Genomic DNA, 16,308 nt, shown 5'->3' with positions numbered 1-16,308 from the left:
GGGCGGCCGGCCGCCGGGGGGCCACACCCAACCCCCCCCCCTATCCCCTGGGGGTGGTGTTGGGGGGGGCCGGGGGCCCCTAGCCAGGCAGACCACCCCTAGCGTTGCGCCCCCTCACCCCCAGCCCCTCTCCCCAGGGGGAGAGGGGAGCCAAGTGACACGGCGCGCGGCGCCCCCTATCCTGCCCCCATGAAACAGCTTCTGATCATCTGGCATTCGCGTACGGGGACCGCCGAGGCGATGGCGCGGGCGGCGTTTGAGGGGGCGCAGGCGCTGGCAGAGGGAGAGGAGGCGTGCAGGGCGCGGCTCGTGCCCGCGCGGGCGGCGCAGGCGGAGGATTTGCTGGCCGCCGATGGCTATCTCTTCGCCGCGCCGGAAAACCTGGCCAGCCTTTCAGGCGAGATGAAGGAGTTCTTTGACCGCTGCTATTATCCCGTGCTCGGACGGATCGAAGGGCGCCCCTACGCCCTGATGATCGCGGCGGGCAGCGACGGAGACGGCGCCGCGCGGCAAGCGGCGCGCATCTGCAAGGGCTGGCGATTGCGGGACGTGCAACCGCCCCTGATCGTCAACACCCGCGCTCAGACGGCGGAGGAAATTCTGGCGCCGAAGGTGCTGGGCGAGGATGTGCTGGCGCAATGCCGGGAGCTGGGCGCGGGGATGGCGGCGGGGATTGGAAGTGGGATTTGGTGAGGGGTAGATCGGATGGCCATAGGGTACATTAAGTGAAGCGAAATGCTACCCGTGCCCGACTTCATTGGCTTACCCCATTTCAATCGAAAGAATGAAGGAGTTGAGCGCCATAAGAGCGCTCAACTCGAAGGGTGAGGGAGGAGTATCCAATAGCCGCAACGACACTAGCCCCAACCGCCCAGGTTGTTTCGACAACGCTTAGCGCGACCTTTTCTAGTTCAATTTTGCAACTCTTAACGGAGCAGGCTTTAGACTTCAGTTTCGTCTTCCGCTTTTTGTTCATGATGTCCTCCTTTCGTTTATCGAGGATTTCTCGAATGAGACTCAGAAGGGCAATCAGAACTAGGACCGTCGCGGGGTTCGAACCCGCCCCAACCCCCGAAGTGGTTGTCGATAAGGACATGGGAATTGAATACGGGACTTGCAAGACGCCTCTTTGTTGTCCTGATGCGGGAAGCTGAGCCGAACCGCTGCGAATCGGACGACAAAGACGGAGCATTGAGACCGGGCGCCCCCTAAGGCGCCCCATGCGTCACATCCAGCATAAGATTACCGTGAGGCAAAGAATGAGTCGCCCGCTTATTTATTTCGATCAGAACCTGCTTTGTGAGCCCATTGAGGCTATCATCAATTCAGATAAATATGAGATATGGAGAGACACCGTAAGTATTGCGTACTCTGACGAAACCATATTGGAGATTATCCGATCCGTAGGACTTGAGGATCGCATCCTTGGAAATCTCGAAAAATTCCATACGGTTCGAGTTTGCCGTGAGTTGATCAATTTTAAGCAGACTGATCGATTTCTATGGGGGCCACAAAATCCTAGGCAGCGGTTTGAAGAGCTGCGGAGTGATCCATTCTTCATGTCACCGGGTTTAAATGGCCTCGCGAGCCTACATAAGTCGTTCGGAGGTCAACAAGACAAGAGCTATCAAAACATATTGGACGATCAGATGATCGCCCTATCGCACACCTTGAGCAGCGCACTGAATGACACTGGCCTAACTCAAAGTGAGATCGATGCACTTGTCAGCTTGTTGCCAAACTCGGCCGGAGTTCTTGACGAAGACGTTTTGGAGCAAGCGATGGGATCGGGAGCAAGCTCTTCGCCAGCCTTGCAGTTCCAAAAAGCACTTGGACTAAACTTGCAGGAACTCAACAAAATTACAGCAAGCAAAGTGATTGAGCGGATATGGGCACTAATTCAGGCCTCGCCAACACAGCTTCGATACACTGATATCGACGACTTCTTTCAAATCAAAGGTTTGAATCCGATCACCCGTGAACCGTACACGGTTCCTGACAAAGTTCGTAATATGATGCTAATGTTGAACATGATCGGGTATTTCCCCGACAAGAAACTACGAAAAGAGCGGCAGTTCAAATCCAGCGCGTCAGACTTGAGTCACGCGTCATGGGGCAGTTTGTGCAGCGCATTCATAACAAGAGATAAAAACTTTAGGCAACGCCTTATGGCTACATATGAATACCTGGGAGTTGGGACGTCTATTTATGGTATTGAGTATACGGACGGATTTGAACTGATAGATTTCTGGGCTGGTTACTGAAGCCCCCGAGACCGGTGGCAATCGCCGGGTGGGTTGAGCGGAGCGATACCCACCGGTTTGCGGCGGCGTGGGATGGCGGGTATCGCTTCGCTCGACCCGCCCTACGGATTACCCCGCCAACACCCGCGGCAGTTTGAATGTCACGGTTTCGTCTGCGGTTTTCACCGTTTCCACGGTCACGTCGAAGCGTTCGCGGCAGGCGTCGATGACGCCTTGCACCAGGTCTTCGGGGGCGCTGGCGCCGGCGGTTAGGCCGAGCACTGAAACGCCTTCGAACCAGGACCAGTCTATGTTTTCGGCGGAGGCGATCAGTTCTGCCCTTGCGGCGCCGGCGCGGAGGGCGACTTCGACGAGGCGGACGGAGTTTGAACTCGTCCGGGCACCGATCACCAGAACAAGACCCGCGCCCGGCGCGAGGACTTTGACAGCATCCTGACGATTGGTGGTGGCGTAGCAGATGTCTTCCTTGTGGGGCACGGCGATGCCGGGGAAGCGTTCCTGCAGGGCGCCGACGATTTCGGCGGTGTCGTCCACGCTCAGCGTTGTCTGGGTGAGGAAGGCCAGGTTGGCGGGGTTTTTCGGCTGGTAGGCGCGCGCGTCTTCCACAGTCTCGATCAAGGTGACGGCGCCTTCGGGAAGCTGGCCCATGGTGCCGATGACTTCGGGGTGGCCGGCATGGCCGATGAGGAGGATCTCGCGGGCCTGGTCATGATGGCGGGCCGCCTCGACATGTACCTTGGAGACGAGGGGGCAGGTTGCGTCGACATAGATCATGTTGCGCTGGCGCGCCTCGGCGGGGACCGATTTGGGCACGCCATGGGCGGAGAAGATGACCGGGCGGTCATCCGGGCATTCTTCCAGCTCCTCCACGAAGACGGCGCCCAGGGCCTCCAGCCGCTCCACCACATGCCGGTTGTGCACGATTTCGTGGCGCACATAGACCGGGGCGCCCCACTTTTTCAGGGCCTCCTCGACGATCTGGATGGCGCGGTCCACCCCGGCGCAGAAGCCGCGCGGGGCGGCCAGGCGCAGGGTGAGGGGCGGTTTCGTCGTCATCTGGGCACGTCTCCTGCGCCGAATGCGTTGCGTGGGCGCCGCAAGGCCTTTAACACGGGGCGGGTTATCACATGGACAGGCCTTTGCATAAGGCCAAGATGGACACGCCGACGCATGCGCAGAACTGCCCTGATCCTCGCCGCTACGTTCCTGGCCGCCACGGCGGTGACCGGCTGCCGCAGCAGCCGCCTGGCGCAGAGCCTCGACAATACGCCGAACGCCGGCCCCTGCCCGGTGGTCGGCTCTGTCTATGACGCGGCCCGGTATGTGAAATTCGCCGATGGTTCGGGCGAGCTTTACTCGGATATCGCCTTTACCGGCGAGATCACCGATGTGCGCATCTATTGCCGCTATACCGACGACATTCCGCTGGCCGCCGAGATCGAGATCGACTTTGCCTATGGCAAGGGCCCGAGGGCGGATGGCGACAGCCACACCTACCCGTATTTCGTGGCGGTGACGCGCCGCAATGGCAAGGTTCTGGCCAAGGAGACCTTCGCCAGCCAGGGCGAGTTCCGCGGCAAACCGGTGACCGGCAAGACCGAACTGGTGAACCGTATCTCCATCCCGCGCGCCGATGGCTCGATCTCGGGGGTGAACTTCGAGGTGGTGGTGGGCTTTGACCTGACGCCCGAGCAGCTGGAATTCAACCGCGCCGGCAAGCGTTTCCGCCTCGATGCGGGCGCGAAGCTGGCGGAGTAAGCCATGGCCAGCCTTGCCAAGGAGCTATCGGCAGCCGCTGGCGCCGCCTTCGACGCCATGGGGCTGGAGGCGCGTTTCGGCGAGGTGCGCCGCAGCGACAAGCCGGAGCTGGCAGACTTCCAGTGCAACGGCGCGATGGCGGCGGCGAAGGCAGCGGGCAAGAACCCGCGCGAGATTGCCGGGGAGATTGCCGCGAAGCTGAAAGAACACCCCAGCGTGCTGTCTGCCGAAGTGGCGGGGCCGGGCTTTATCAACCTGCGGGTATCGGACGCGGCGCTGTCTGCGCGGGCCGAGGGCGTGCGCGGGGACGCGATGGCGGGGGCGGAGAAGGCTGCGGACGCAGCCGTGACGGTGATCGACTTTGGCGGGGCGAATGTGGCCAAGCCCATGCATGTGGGCCATCTGCGCTCTGCCGTAATCGGCGATACGCTGCAGCGCCTGCTCAGCTTCCTGGGCGATGAGGTGACCTCTGACGTGCACCTTGGCGACTGGGGCCTGCAGATGGGGCACCTTGTAACCGAGCTGCAGGACGAGCAGCCGGATCTGATCTATTTCGACGACGCCTATACCGGCCCCTACCCGGCTGAGCCGCCCGTCACCATCGACGATCTCGGCCGGCTTTATCCGCAGGCGAGCAACAAGGCGAAGGCGGATGAGGCGCGCAATGAGCGCAGCCAGAAGGCCGTCGCCGAAATGCAGGCAGGCCGGGCGGGCTATCGCGCGCTGCTGCGCCATTTCATCGATGTTTCGGTGGAAGCGCTGAAGAAAGACTATGGCTTCCTCAATGTCTCGTTCGACCTCTGGAAGGGCGAGAGCGATGTGGATGGCCTCATCCCCGGCCTGGTCGAGCGCTTCAAGGACGCCGGCCTTGCCGAGCTGAGCGATGGCGCATGGATCGTGCCGGTGGCGCGGGAAAGTGACAAGAAAGAGATGCCGCCTGTCATGCTGGTCAACAGCCGGGGCGGCACGGGCTATCACACGACCGACCTTGCCACGATCCTTGACCGGATGGACAATCTGAAGCCGCTTCCGGAGCGGATGCTCTATGTGGTGGACCAGCGCCAGGCGCTGCACTTCGAGCAGGTGTTCCGCGCGGCGGGCCTGCTCGGCCTGATCGCCGAGGACAGGCTGGAACATATCGGCTTTGGCACCGTGAACGGGCCGGACGGCAAGCCCTTCAAGACGCGCGAAGGCGGCGTGCTGCGCCTGGCTGATTTAAGTCAAATGACCGTTCAGGCTGTAATAGCCAAGCTGATGAGAAAAGAAGCCAGTACTGGTGAAATCATTATTCATGAAGGTCTAATGTCCGTTCTTGTGGACGAGATGAAACGACTGGAACAATTGTCATCAGACTTAGATGTATTGAAAGAAGCGCGGCAGAACCGAAAAGAGTGGAATGACGATGCAAAAAAAAGGAACCAGATCTCAAATATTCTAGCCAATATGTTTTTGGCTGACCCTCTTCCTGTTTTCCAAGAAGATAAGCTTGCCAGAGGGGTTGCTGAATACTTGCTGGATCGATACGTGCAGCCTATTGCGGTGGCCGCGCTTCGATTTGCAGACTTAGTAAACACGCGGACGACGAATTATGTGTTCGACCTTGACCGCTTCACGAGCTTTGAAGGCAAGACCGGACCTTACCTGATGTATGCCGCCGTGCGCGTGAAATCGGTGCTGCGCAAGGCCGCCGAGAACGGCCATTCTGCGGGCAAGGTAATGGTTTCCGAAGACGCCGAACGCGCCCTCGTGCTGCAGCTCGACGGCTTCGGCGCCGCCCTGCTCGGCGCCCGCGAAAAGCGGATGCCGCATATTCTGTGTGAGCACCTTTACAGCCTCGCTCAGGCGTTCAGCAGCTTTTACGCGGCGCTGCCGATTGCCTCGGAAACAGACAGCGAGAAACGCGCTAGCCGGCTCGCGCTGGCAGACGCTGTGCGCCACCAGCTGGAGACGGGGCTGGGGCTGCTTGGGATTGATGTGCCGGAGCGGATGTGACCGTTTAAGGATATCTCGAATGCCAGCATGGTCGTTATATCATCGAACCGTAAGTAACGATGGAAGGCGAGCTGTAGCATTTTTTGTCGACAAGCAAGGACACGCAAGATTTGTCCATGAGCGTTGGCAAAAATATTACGGCCCCTCACCAGCAGATGAAAACGAACCAGTCGTAGGTGGCCTTTGGCCAAGTGATTTTGAATCGGGCCTGTATGCCACACTGGCGGAAGCCGAAAAGGAAGCTCAGGAAATTATAGATTGGTATTCACAAGCGGCAGCACGCTGAGCGTGCAGGCACCTGATTGAAGCTATAGCGACACAGACCAACGCTCATCCTGAGCGAAGTCGAAGGATGCACCAAGCAGCGCTCCGCAAGCCCCGGCTCGTCCTTCGACTTCGCTCAGGATGAGCCGTTCGAGGCGCTGCCTAACTGCTGCGAAACGCTTGCCGCCGCTCGCAGTCTTCCCACCTGAAGAAGGTTAAGCCCTTTTCTTCAGCCTGGAGGACACTGCTCATGGCCAACGCGCCCGTTCCGGTTCCTGCTTCGCCGCTTGCCGAGAAGCCGCCGCAGCAATGGGAGCTTGCCGCGCAATGGGCGCAGGGGTGGCGGGTTTTGAAGGTGGCTGCCTCGGTGGCGGTGGGGATCGCTTTCCTGATGGTGATTGGGCAGGGATACCTCTTCTACCGGCTGTTTGATGATATCCATCCGGTGGCGGGGTTTGTTTACATTGTGGCGCTGACTGCGGCGCTGGCCTGGCTGGTGGCGCGGCCCGTTGCGGCGTTTCTTTCCATGCCGGTGGCGGCCCGGCCGCCGGACATTCTGATTGATCCCAAGGCGCCGGACCCGAAGGCGATTGCGGCGCGCCTCAGCTATGACGTCCGCTATCTGAAGATGCTGGCGGCCAATCCCGAAGTGCAGGCCGAGCGCGCCGCCATCGAAGACGCCATCGCCAAGGGGAAAGCCCTCGCCGCGCGCGCTGGCCGCGCCAAGCCGGAAGAAGCTCTCGCCCTGTCTCTGGAACTCCAGACATTTGAGCGGGCGCATATCGAGGCGCTGCTCGCCCCGCTCGACCGCCGCGTGAACCAGATCATCCATGCCGAGGCCGTCGGCGTGGGCGTGGCGACGGCCATCTCGATGAATGGCACGGTGGATGCCTTCATCGTGCTGTGGCGCAATGCCAATCTGGTGGCGCGCGTTTCGCGCATCTATTTCGGCCGGCCGCACCTGATGGGCAGCCTGCGCATCCTGCGCGATGTGGCCGCCATCGTGGTGGCCGCCCGCGCGCTGGAGGATGTGACCGACATTACCGGCGAGGTTGTCGGCAGCCTGCTCGGCCGGATGGGCGGGCTGATTGCCGGACCGGTGATGGATGGCGGCATCAACGCCATGATGACGTTGAAGCTCGGCTATCTCGCCAAGCGCCGCTGCCGCAGCTTCAAGGGCTGGACGGCGGTGCAGGCTGCGGCGATTTCCGAAGGCGCGCTGCAGGAGGTGAAGGCCGAATCGGGCTCGGTGATTAGCGATCTTCTGAAACGGGTTGGCGGCCTCACCACCCACGCTTCCCGCGCCACAGAGCGCGTGATGGCCGGCTCGCGCAGCACCTGGGAACTGATCCGCAGCTGGTTTGGCGGCGGCAGAATGGCCGGCGGCGCATAAAGTGAACGCTGCGTCAGCTGCGCGGCTGGACACAGGCGCCCTGCCCCGTTCTAGATAGGCGCGGGTGGATGATGGCTGACCGGGTGGGCACATGTGGCTGCGCAGGATACTCGTCTACGTCTCCCTGCTGGTGATGCTGGCGGCGCTCTATGCGGGCGCGGCGATCTTCGTGACGCTGACCGATGAAGGCATTCCGGAGCGGCGGGAGGCAGCGCCCTCTGCCCTGCCCGCCGCGCAGGCGCCGCTGAAGCTGATGATCTGGAATATCGGCTATTCGGGGCTTGGCGAAGAATCCGATTTCCAGATGGATGGCGGCGAGATGCTGCGCCCGCCGGGCCGCAAGGCGGTGGAGAAAAACCTGGCCGGCATTCAGGGCGTGCTGCGGGAAGAAGTGCCGGACATCCTCCTGATGCAGGAACTCGCCGCGCGGGGCTTCCTCAATCACAATGTCGATGTGCTGGGCGGCGTGAAGGCGGCGCTGCCCGGTTATGGCATGGTCTTTTCCTCAGACATCCGCACACGGCTTTTCCCCGGCCCGCTTTCGATGCGCCACGGGCTTGGCACATTCCTGAAGGTGGCGGCGGACGAGACAGAGCTGGTGCGCCTTTCGGAGGAGCCTGAACCGATCATGGGCTTCATCCAGCGGCGCTATCATCTGCAGGTTACCGAACTGGAGGTCAGCGGGCAGCCCTGGGTGATCATCAATGTGCATCTTTCCGCCTTTGACGAGGGCGCCAATACGCGGATGCGGCAGCTGCGCGAGGTGCTGGATCTGGCGCAATCCTATTACCAGCAGGGCGCGGCGGTGGTGATCGGCGGGGACTGGAACATGCGCCTGGCGCAGACAGACTTTGCCTATACCAGCGCGGAGGAAGCCCTCTTCTGGGTGCATGATTTTCCGCAGGAAACCCTGCGCCGGGGCTGGCAGATCCTGATCGACCCGGCCGTGCCCACCACCCGCACCAATGAGCAGCCTTACACGGCAGGCGTGAACTATACGACGATCATCGACGGCTTTGTCGCCTCCCCCAATGTGGCGGTGGATGAGGTGCGCGGCATTGATCTTGGTTTCCGGTTTACCGATCACCAGCCCGTGGTGGCCCTGCTGCGGCGCACCGATGAGCCCGTGCCTGAAGACAGCAGCCCTCCGGCGGATTGAACCTTTCGGCGGCCCCGCGCGACTATCCCTATGAAAGACAAGGGCGCGGCATGGCACTGAGCGATACAGACAGAATTTATGACGAATTGCTCGTCACGCTCGTGCGCGGGGGCGATGTGCGGGCGGGCGAACGCCTGGCGGCGCGCTGGCATCCCCGGCTGCTGCGCGCGGCGCGGCGGATGCTGGGCGATAGTGAGGAAGCGCGCGAGGCGGCGCAGGAAGCCTGGGGCGGCATCTGCCGGGGCTGGATGCGCCTGTCTGATCCGGCGATGTTTCCGGGCTGGGCATACGGCATCCTCACCCGCAAATGCGCTGACCGCATCCGGCGGCGAAGCGGTGAGCGACGGTATTTCGCCCCGGCCCTGGAGGCGGAGACTGCGGAGCCTGCCATCGCTGCGGCCGCGCCGCTGCGCCATGCGATCCTGGAGGCGCTGGGCCAACTCAGCCCCGAGCATCGCATCGCCGCCATCCTCTATTTCAGCGAGGGCCTCACCCTTGCCGAAACAGCCGCCGCCACCGGCGTTCCGGTCGGCACGGCCAAATCGCGCATCTTTCATGCGCGCCAACACCTGAAAGTGCTTCTTGAAGGAGACCTGACATGACGAGTTTTGAAACACGCCTGAAAGAAAGCCTCAGCGCCGAGGACGAGGCGTTCCTGAAAACCCTGGAGGAAGGCGAAAGCCTGTTCGGCCAGTTGGGCGCAACCTTTACCGGCCCGATGAAATTCTGGACCGGCTTTGCCTTCATGCTGGGCTTTGTCTTTTTCTTGGGCATGATCTGGTGCGCGGTGGAGATCAGCCGGGCAGCCAGCGTTCAGCAGGTTGGCCTGTGGCTGGCGGGCTTTGTCTTCGCCATGGTGGCGACCGGCATGATCAAGACCTGGTTCTGGCTGCGGATGAACCACCTGGCCACCTTGCGTGAACTCAAACGCCTCGAGCTGCGCCTGATGCACCGCGCGGCCTGAGCAAATCTCAATTGCCGGGTCGCCGCCTTCTGCTGACACTCAAACCCGCAAGAAACGGGTCGCGGCGGAACGCAGGCGCTGGCAAGCCGTTGCTTTGCCACGCGCCACATAAGGAGCCGCCCCATGCCCACACAGACCGAGAAGCTTGCTCTGTTCCGCCAGTTGCATGGCGGGGACACGCCGCTGGTGCTGGTGAACATCTGGGATGCCGGCTCTGCCCGCACTGTGGCCGCCGCCGGCGCTGCCGCGCTGGCCACGGGCAGCGCCTCGGTGGGCGGGGCGCTCGGCTTTGGCGATGGCGAGACGGTGCCGCTGGACGCCGTGCTGGAGAATGCCGCGCGGATTACCGGCGCGGTGGATCTGCCCGTCTCGCTGGACTTTGAAGCCGGTTATGCGGCGGGGGAAGCGGGGCTCCGCGAGAATATTGGCCGCGTCATCGATGCCGGCGCCGTCGGCATCAATCTGGAGGATGGCTATCCGGCCGGCGATGGCGCAGGCGTGCGCCCGCTGGAGGAGGCCGCCGCCCGCATCCGCGCCGCGCGCCAGGCGGCGGAGGCAAAGCTGCCCGGCTTCTGGATCAATGCGCGCACCGATATCTGCCTCAACGCCAAACCCGAAGCGCATGACGCGCTGATCGCCAGCGTGATCGCGCGCGGAGAGGCGTATGCCGAGGCGGGCGCCAGCAGCTTCTTCGTGCCGGGCCTGCGGGACATGTCGCTCATCCGCCAGGTGTGCGCGGGCTCTCCCCTGCCGGTGAATGTGATGGCCGGGCCGGAGGCGGTTTCCTTCCGGGCGCTGGCCGAGGCGGGCGTGCGGCGTATCAGCTATGGCCCGTTCCCATGGCGGGCGGCGATGGCAACGCTCACTTCCTATGCAAAACGCGCGGGCGAAGCGGGCTAACACGCCCGGCCCTTGCCGCGCCCGAGAATCCGGGCTAGCTGACCCTGACATCATCCTCTTCCGGGAGAGAGCGGCATTCGGTAGCCGCCGCCGAAGGCGCAACCGCCCCGGAAACGCTCAGGCAAAAGGGCCGGAAGAGGGTCAACACGCTGGAAAGAGGCTGCAACACGCCTCGCCGAAGGAGCAAGCTGTCCTTCGACTTCGCTCAGGATGAGTGGGTCGGGAAAAGCGGAATCTCTCAGGCGCCCGGACAGCGGGGGCGACGGACCTAAGCAGCGCTGCCGCGCTGTGTCCGTCACTCTATGGAAGGGCGCCATGGCCGAGGCCTCAACAGAAAACCTGAAGCGCACGCCGCTTTACGCTTCCCACGTCAAGATGGGCGGCAAGCTCGTGCCGTTTGCCGGTTATGAAATGCCCGTCCAGTTTGAAGGGGTGATGGCCGAACACCTGTGGACCCGCAGTCAGGCCGGCCTGTTCGATGTGTCGCATATGGGCCCCTGCTTCCTGACGCTGGAAGCGGGCATTGGCGGGGGCGACGCGGCCCATGCCGAGATTGCCGCGCTGATCGAAACGCTCGTCCCCTCCGACATCACCAGCCTCAAGCCTGGTCAGGCGCGCCTGACGGTTCTGCTGAATGAAGACGGCGGCATCCTGGATGACCTGATCATCACCCGCCCGATTGGCGACGAGGCCCAGGGCACGCTCTACATCGTCGTCAATGGCGCGATGAAGGAGCAGGACTGGGGCATCTTCGAGAAGGCGCTGGCCGGCAAGGCCGTGCTGACGCGCGCGGACGACCGCATCCTCTTCGCGCTGCAGGGCCCGAAGGCCGTGGATGTGATGACCGATTTCTTCCCCGGCTGCGAAGAGCTGAAATTCATGCACCACATGCCGTTTGAAATGAACGGCCAGCGCTGTATCGTCTCGCGCTGCGGCTATACCGGCGAAGACGGCTTTGAAGTGCTGATCCCGGCAGAGGCCGGCCTGCCGCTGATTGAAGAGATGTATACGGACGAGCGGGTCAAGCCCATTGGCCTGGGCGCGCGCGATTCGCTGCGCCTGGAATCCGGGCTGTGCCTCTATGGCCACGACCTCGCCCCGGACATCTCCCCCATTGAAGCAGACCTCGGCTGGGTGATCCAGAAGCGCCGCCGTGAGGCAGGAGATTTCCCCGGCGCGGCGCGCATTCTCCGCGAGTTGAAGGAAGGCCCCGCCCGCAAGCGCGTCGGCATCCGCCCGCTGGAGCGCGCGCCCGCGCGGGAAGGCACTGAAATTCAGGTGGGCGGCGAGACCGTTGGCACCATCACCTCCGGCGGTTTCGGCCCCAGCGTGGATGGCCCCGTGGCCATGGGCTATATCGCCGCCGCGTATGCCACGCCCGGCACAAAGATCGATCTCATCGTTCGCGGAAAGGCACGCCCCGCCGAAGTGGCCGCCCTTCCATTCGTTCCGCAAAATTACAAACGCTAGACCAGAAGGGGCACGCACATGACCACCTATTACACCAAAGACCATGAATGGATCCGCGTCGAGGGCGACACCGGCACCGTGGGCATCACCGCCTATGCCGCCGGCCAGCTGGGCGATGTTGTCTATGTCGAGCTTCCCGAGAGCGGCGCCAAGATTGCCAAGGGCGACGGCTTTGCCGTGGTCGAGAGCGTCAAGGCCGCGTCTGACGTTTACGCCCCGATTTCCGGCTCCGTGGTTGAGGCCAATACCGGGCTTGCCGATGCGCCGGAAAAGGTCAACGAAGCCGCCGAGGGCGACGCCTGGTTCGTCCGCATCAAGATTGCCGACGCCGGCGAGCTTGACGGCCTGATGGATGAAGCTGCCTACACCGCCTATTGCGAAGGTCTCTGATACATGCGCTACCTGCCGCTCACGCCTGAGGATCGCGCCAGCATGCTGGCCACCATCGGCGCAAAGTCCGTCGATGATTTTTACACGGATGTTCCCGAAGCCGCCCGCCTGAAGGGCAAGGTTGCCGGCCTACCCGACCATCAGGGCGAACTCGCGGTCGAGCGGCACCTGACCAGGCTCGCCGCGAAGAACCGGTCGGCCTCCTCCGGCCCCTTCTTCGTCGGCGCGGGCGCCTACAAGCATCATGTGCCCGCTTCGGTGGACATGATCATCCAGCGCTCGGAATTCCTGACGACCTACACGCCCTATCAGCCGGAAATCGCGCAGGGCACGCTGCAGACCCTGTTCGAATTCCAGACCCAGGTTGCCGCGCTGACCGCCATGGATGTGGCCAACGCCTCGATGTATGATGGCTCGACCGCCTGCGCCGAGGCCGCCGTGATGGCCGCGCGCGTCACCCGCCGCAAGAAGGTGATCCTTTCCGGCGGTCTGCATCCGCACTACGCCGCCGCCACGCGCCTGCTCTGCGAAGCGCAGGGGCTGGACGTGGTGCAGCTCCCCGTGGCCATTGATGGCGAGGGCGAGCTGGCTAAGGCCGTGGACGGAGAGACTGCCTGCGTCATCGGCCAGAGCCCTAACGTGTTCGGCACGGTGACGGATCTCTCTTCTGTGGCGGACGCCGCCCATGGCAAGGGCGCCCTGCTCGTCTCGGTGTTCACCGAAGCGGTCAGCCTTGGCCTCGTCACCCCGCCCGGCGAAATGGGCGCAGACATTGCCGCCGGCGAAGGCCAGTCCATCGGCAATGGCCTGAATTTCGGCGGGCCTTATGTTGGCCTCTTCTCGGTGCGCGACAAGCTGGTGCGCCAGATGCCGGGCCGCCTCTGCGGCGAAACGGTGGACGCGGACGGAAATCGCGGCTTCGTGCTGACGCTCTCCACCCGCGAGCAGCATATCCGCCGCGACAAGGCGACCTCGAACATCTGCACAAACTCCGGCCTCTGCGCCCTCGCCTTCACGTCTCACATGACGCTGCTGGGCGGCAAGGGCCTGAAGCAACTGGCAGAGCTGAACCATGAAGCGGCCATCGAGTTGGCCGACGCGCTCTCCTCGGTGAAGGGCGTTGAAGTGCTCACCCCGCGCTTCTTCAACGAGTTTGCCATCCGCACACCGATGGACGCCGAAGCCGTGCTCGCCATGCTGGACGAAGCCGGCATCGTGGGCGGCGTGCGCGCCTCCCGCCTTTTCCCCGGCGGCCATCTGGGTGACGTTATCCTCGTCGCCGCCACCGAATGCACGACAGCGGACGATATCGCCGCCTATGCCGACGCTCTGAAGGAGATCGTGTGATGCCTTCGCTGCGCGTTCTCATCATGATTGCTCTGGCAATTCCTCTGATGGGGGCGTGCGCCTTGTTTGCCGCTCAGGATTCCCTGCTGTTTCATCCAGACCCACAGAGACTTGATCCGGAAGCAGACTATATCGAGGTGGTGGAATTCCCTTCAGGCGACGGCGAACAGCTTGTGGCATGGTATAGCCCGCCACAGGCTGGTTGTCCGGTGCTTCTTTTCTTTCATGGCAATGCCAGTCGCCTCGACCGTGACAGATGGCGTTATCAGCGTATCCATGAAAACGGCGCTGGCATGCTGGCTCTCGCCTGGCGTGGCTATTCCGGCTCAACTGGAAAGCCTTCAGAACAAGGCTTCCATCTTGATGCAACAGCCGCATGGGATTGGCTCATAAGTAGCGGTCATGCGCCTAGCGACATTGTGATAGAGGGTTTCTCCATCGGGAGCGGTCCAGCTGTCCGGCTTGCATCGAAACAAAATCCGGGCGCTCTCATCCTTGAAGCGCCCTATTACTCCATCAGAGACCTGTTCAACAGCAAAGCTGCCGACCTGCCTGTTGGGATGCTGGTTCGGCATTCCTTCTACAGCGACCGCGATATCGGCGCCGTGAACGCACCCTTGCTTGTCGCGCATGGCACTTCTGACCGCCTTATCCCCGCCAGCCAATCTAGACGCCTTTTCGACAAGGCGAACGAACCCAAAACCTACAAACTTTTCGAAGGCTCCGACCACAATACACTCGTGCGCGATGGCCTTTATGAGGAAGCCATCTGGCCCTTCCTCGCCCCGCTTTATCCCGATTGCCCTTTCACCGTATCAGCTGAGGTGACACCGACATGACCATGAACTCCCAAGGCCGCCCCACGGCGCCCGTTTCCGTCTCCGCCGCGGCCATCGAGACCGTTTCTGGCTCGCGCGGGCTTCTTCAGCATGAAGATCTTCTGTTCGAGATCGGCACACCCGAAACGACCGGTGTCGACCTGCCCAAACCCAAGGGCCTCAAATCCCGCCTCGGCGGCGTGGCCCGCAAGGTGGACACCGGCCTGCCCGGCCTTTCCGAGCCGCAGGCTGTGCGCCACTACATGCGCCTTTCCCAGAAGAATTATGCCATCGATCTTGGGCTTTTTCCTCTCGGATCGTGCACGATGAAGCACAATCCGCGCCTCAACGAGAAGATGGCCCGCCTGCCCGGCTTTGGCGACATTCACCCGCTGCAGCCGCAGGCAACCGTGCAGGGCGCGCTGGAACTCATCGACGAATTGGCAACCTGGCTGAAGACGCTGACCAATATGCCTGCCGTGGCCATGAGCCCGAAAGCCGGCGCGCATGGCGAGCTGTGCGGCCTGCTGGCCATCCGCCAGGCGCTGATCGCGCGGGGCGAAGGCCAGGTGCGCAAGCGGATGCTGGTGCCGGAATCCGCCCACGGAACAAACCCGGCGACCGCCGCCCAGTGCGGTTTCATCGTGGACGAGATCAAGGCCAACAAGCGTGGCCGTGTCGATATGGCAGACCTGAAGGCAAAACTTGAGAAGTCTGATGACGTGGCCGGCATCATGCTGACCAACCCGAACACCTGTGGCCTGTTTGAAACCGACATCCGCGAGATTGCCGATCTGATCCACAAGGCGGGCGGCTATTTCTATTGCGACGGGGCAAACTTCAACGCCATCGTCGGGCGCGTTCGCCCTGGCGACCTCGGCGTCGATGCGATGCACATCAACCTGCACAAGACCTTCTCCACGCCCCATGGCGGCGGCGGACCGGGTTCTGGCCCGACCGTGCTGTCCGAGGCGCTGGCCCCCTACGCGCCTGTGCCCTTCGTGACGAAGGATGAGGACGGCATCTACCGCCTCGTTGAGCAGACCGAGGGCGAAGCCAGCGAGAGCTTTGGCCGGATGGTGGCTTTCCATGGCCAGATGGGCATGTTCGTGCGCGCGCTCGCCTACATACTCAGCCATGGCGCAGATGGGCTGAAGCAGGCCGCTGAAGATGCCGTGCTCAACGCCAACTACATTCAGGCGCGGTTGAAGCATGTGATGAGCCCGGCCTTTGATGGCTATTGCATGCACGAGGCGCTTTTCTCTGACGCCTTCACCGCAGACGGCGTCGAGACCATCGACATCGCCAAGGCGCTGATCGATGAGGGGTATCATCCGATGACGATGTATTTCCCGCTGGTGGTGCATGGCGCGATGCTGATCGAGCCGACGGAGACAGAGTCCAAGGCTGAGCTGGACCGGTTCTGCGACGCGCTGGAATCCATCGCCCGCCGCGCCGCGCAAGGCGATGACACGCTGAAGGGCGCGCCTTACCTTGCCCCCGCCAAACGCCTGGACGAGACGCGCGCGGCGCGCAAGCCGGTGCTGAAATGGGCCGCGCCGGACGCCAGCAAGGTGGCGGCCGAATAG

At 62.6% G+C, this 16,308-nt stretch carries 16 protein-coding genes and 1 riboswitch; of the genes, 15 read left to right on the top strand and 1 reads right to left on the bottom strand.

The features are described 5' to 3' along the window. Positions 1-189 precede the first annotated feature (189 nt). Positions 190-693 carry a flavodoxin family protein gene (locus ACQKI2_RS14345; RefSeq protein WP_427380285.1) on the top strand — a complete coding sequence of 168 codons (504 nt, stop codon included), beginning with the start codon at positions 190-192 and terminating at the stop codon, positions 691-693. A gap of 566 nt (positions 694-1,259) precedes the next feature. After that, positions 1,260-2,264: a hypothetical protein gene (locus ACQKI2_RS14340; RefSeq protein ID WP_427380284.1), complete on the top strand. Its 1,005-nt coding sequence runs from the start codon at positions 1,260-1,262 to the stop codon at positions 2,262-2,264. A gap of 108 nt (positions 2,265-2,372) precedes the next feature. On the opposite strand, the gene ispH is transcribed toward ACQKI2_RS14340, so the two are convergent. Then, on the bottom strand, positions 2,373-3,320 hold the full coding sequence (ispH, locus tag ACQKI2_RS14335) for a 4-hydroxy-3-methylbut-2-enyl diphosphate reductase (RefSeq protein WP_427380283.1): 948 nt from the start codon (positions 3,318-3,320) through the stop codon (positions 2,373-2,375). 114 nt (positions 3,321-3,434) lie between these two features. On the opposite strand from ispH, the gene ACQKI2_RS14330 reads away from it, so the two are divergent. From ACQKI2_RS14330 to gcvPB, 13 genes are all read left to right on the top strand, one after another. Continuing rightward, positions 3,435-4,022 (top strand): hypothetical protein, encoded by a 588-nt coding sequence (locus tag ACQKI2_RS14330; RefSeq protein ID WP_427380282.1) that lies wholly within the window; start codon positions 3,435-3,437, stop codon positions 4,020-4,022. 3 nt (positions 4,023-4,025) lie between these two features. Continuing rightward, complete coding sequence (locus ACQKI2_RS14325) at positions 4,026-6,014, top strand: arginine--tRNA ligase (protein WP_427380281.1); 1,989 nt, start codon at positions 4,026-4,028, stop codon at positions 6,012-6,014. Positions 6,015-6,033: 19 nt separating this feature from the next. Continuing rightward, entirely contained in the window at positions 6,034-6,300 is a 267-nt protein-coding gene (locus ACQKI2_RS14320) for a hypothetical protein (RefSeq protein ID WP_427380280.1), read from the top strand. Positions 6,301-6,528: 228 nt separating this feature from the next. Next, entirely contained in the window at positions 6,529-7,671 is a 1,143-nt protein-coding gene (locus tag ACQKI2_RS14315) for a YcjF family protein (RefSeq protein ID WP_427380279.1), read from the top strand. 91 nt (positions 7,672-7,762) lie between these two features. Beyond that, a complete protein-coding gene (locus ACQKI2_RS14310; RefSeq protein WP_427380278.1) occupies positions 7,763-8,830 on the top strand; it encodes an endonuclease/exonuclease/phosphatase family protein in 1,068 nt (355 codons plus the stop codon). 50 nt (positions 8,831-8,880) lie between these two features. Beyond that, positions 8,881-9,432 carry an RNA polymerase sigma factor gene (locus tag ACQKI2_RS14305; protein WP_427380277.1) on the top strand — a complete coding sequence of 184 codons (552 nt, stop codon included), beginning with the start codon at positions 8,881-8,883 and terminating at the stop codon, positions 9,430-9,432. Next, a complete protein-coding gene (locus ACQKI2_RS14300) occupies positions 9,429-9,794 on the top strand; it encodes a DUF6768 family protein (RefSeq protein WP_427380276.1) in 366 nt (121 codons plus the stop codon). The genes ACQKI2_RS14305 and ACQKI2_RS14300 overlap by 4 nt, the downstream gene beginning before the upstream one ends. A 123-nt stretch (positions 9,795-9,917) precedes the next feature. Further along, complete coding sequence (locus ACQKI2_RS14295; protein ID WP_427380275.1) at positions 9,918-10,694, top strand: isocitrate lyase/PEP mutase family protein; 777 nt, start codon at positions 9,918-9,920, stop codon at positions 10,692-10,694. Positions 10,695-10,745: 51 nt separating this feature from the next. Beyond that, positions 10,746-10,837, top strand: a riboswitch (glycine riboswitch). Positions 10,838-11,009: 172 nt separating this feature from the next. Further along, on the top strand, positions 11,010-12,164 hold the full coding sequence (gcvT, locus tag ACQKI2_RS14290) for a glycine cleavage system aminomethyltransferase GcvT (protein WP_427380274.1): 1,155 nt from the start codon (positions 11,010-11,012) through the stop codon (positions 12,162-12,164). A gap of 18 nt (positions 12,165-12,182) precedes the next feature. Further along, the gene (gene gcvH, locus ACQKI2_RS14285; protein ID WP_035598119.1) at positions 12,183-12,554 is read left to right on the top strand and encodes a glycine cleavage system protein GcvH; all 372 of its coding nucleotides are present in this window, start codon (positions 12,183-12,185) and stop codon (positions 12,552-12,554) included. Positions 12,555-12,557: 3 nt separating this feature from the next. After that, complete coding sequence (gcvPA, locus tag ACQKI2_RS14280; RefSeq protein WP_427380273.1) at positions 12,558-13,901, top strand: aminomethyl-transferring glycine dehydrogenase subunit GcvPA; 1,344 nt, start codon at positions 12,558-12,560, stop codon at positions 13,899-13,901. Beyond that, positions 13,901-14,740, top strand: a complete 840-nt coding sequence (locus ACQKI2_RS14275; protein WP_427380272.1) for an alpha/beta hydrolase — start codon at positions 13,901-13,903, stop codon at positions 14,738-14,740. Before gcvPA ends, ACQKI2_RS14275 begins: the two co-directional genes overlap by 1 nt. Further along, on the top strand, positions 14,737-16,308 hold the full coding sequence (gcvPB, locus tag ACQKI2_RS14270; protein WP_427380271.1) for an aminomethyl-transferring glycine dehydrogenase subunit GcvPB: 1,572 nt from the start codon (positions 14,737-14,739) through the stop codon (positions 16,306-16,308). Before ACQKI2_RS14275 ends, gcvPB begins: the two co-directional genes overlap by 4 nt.

The sequence above is a fragment of the Hyphomonas sp. NPDC076881 genome, from assembly GCF_050269995.1.
GTDB lineage: Bacteria > Pseudomonadota > Alphaproteobacteria > Caulobacterales > Hyphomonadaceae > Hyphomonas.
Note: the sequence above shows the minus strand (reverse complement) of the source record. Positions and strands in the feature narration are given on the sequence as shown.

Excerpts from the sequence above, each read along its gene's own strand:
- gcvT (WP_427380274.1), top strand. The coding sequence starts at position 11,010 with ATGGCCGAGGCCTCAACAGAAAACCTGAAGCGCACGCCGCTTTACGCT.
- ACQKI2_RS14300 (WP_427380276.1), top strand. The coding sequence starts at position 9,429 with ATGACGAGTTTTGAAACACGCCTGAAAGAAAGCCTCAGCGCCGAGGAC.
- ACQKI2_RS14325 (WP_427380281.1), top strand. The coding sequence starts at position 4,026 with ATGGCCAGCCTTGCCAAGGAGCTATCGGCAGCCGCTGGCGCCGCCTTC.
- gcvPA (WP_427380273.1), top strand. The coding sequence starts at position 12,558 with ATGCGCTACCTGCCGCTCACGCCTGAGGATCGCGCCAGCATGCTGGCC.
- gcvH (WP_035598119.1), top strand. The coding sequence starts at position 12,183 with ATGACCACCTATTACACCAAAGACCATGAATGGATCCGCGTCGAGGGC.
- gcvPB (WP_427380271.1), top strand. The coding sequence starts at position 14,737 with ATGACCATGAACTCCCAAGGCCGCCCCACGGCGCCCGTTTCCGTCTCC.
- ACQKI2_RS14295 (WP_427380275.1), top strand. The coding sequence starts at position 9,918 with ATGCCCACACAGACCGAGAAGCTTGCTCTGTTCCGCCAGTTGCATGGC.
- ACQKI2_RS14345 (WP_427380285.1), top strand. The coding sequence starts at position 190 with ATGAAACAGCTTCTGATCATCTGGCATTCGCGTACGGGGACCGCCGAG.
- ACQKI2_RS14315 (WP_427380279.1), top strand. The coding sequence starts at position 6,529 with ATGGCCAACGCGCCCGTTCCGGTTCCTGCTTCGCCGCTTGCCGAGAAG.
- ACQKI2_RS14305 (WP_427380277.1), top strand. The coding sequence starts at position 8,881 with ATGGCACTGAGCGATACAGACAGAATTTATGACGAATTGCTCGTCACG.
- ispH (WP_427380283.1), bottom strand. The coding sequence starts at position 3,320 with ATGACGACGAAACCGCCCCTCACCCTGCGCCTGGCCGCCCCGCGCGGC.
- ACQKI2_RS14320 (WP_427380280.1), top strand. The coding sequence starts at position 6,034 with ATGCCAGCATGGTCGTTATATCATCGAACCGTAAGTAACGATGGAAGG.
- ACQKI2_RS14275 (WP_427380272.1), top strand. The coding sequence starts at position 13,901 with ATGCCTTCGCTGCGCGTTCTCATCATGATTGCTCTGGCAATTCCTCTG.
- ACQKI2_RS14340 (WP_427380284.1), top strand. The coding sequence starts at position 1,260 with ATGAGTCGCCCGCTTATTTATTTCGATCAGAACCTGCTTTGTGAGCCC.
- ACQKI2_RS14310 (WP_427380278.1), top strand. The coding sequence starts at position 7,763 with ATGTGGCTGCGCAGGATACTCGTCTACGTCTCCCTGCTGGTGATGCTG.
- ACQKI2_RS14330 (WP_427380282.1), top strand. The coding sequence starts at position 3,435 with ATGCGCAGAACTGCCCTGATCCTCGCCGCTACGTTCCTGGCCGCCACG.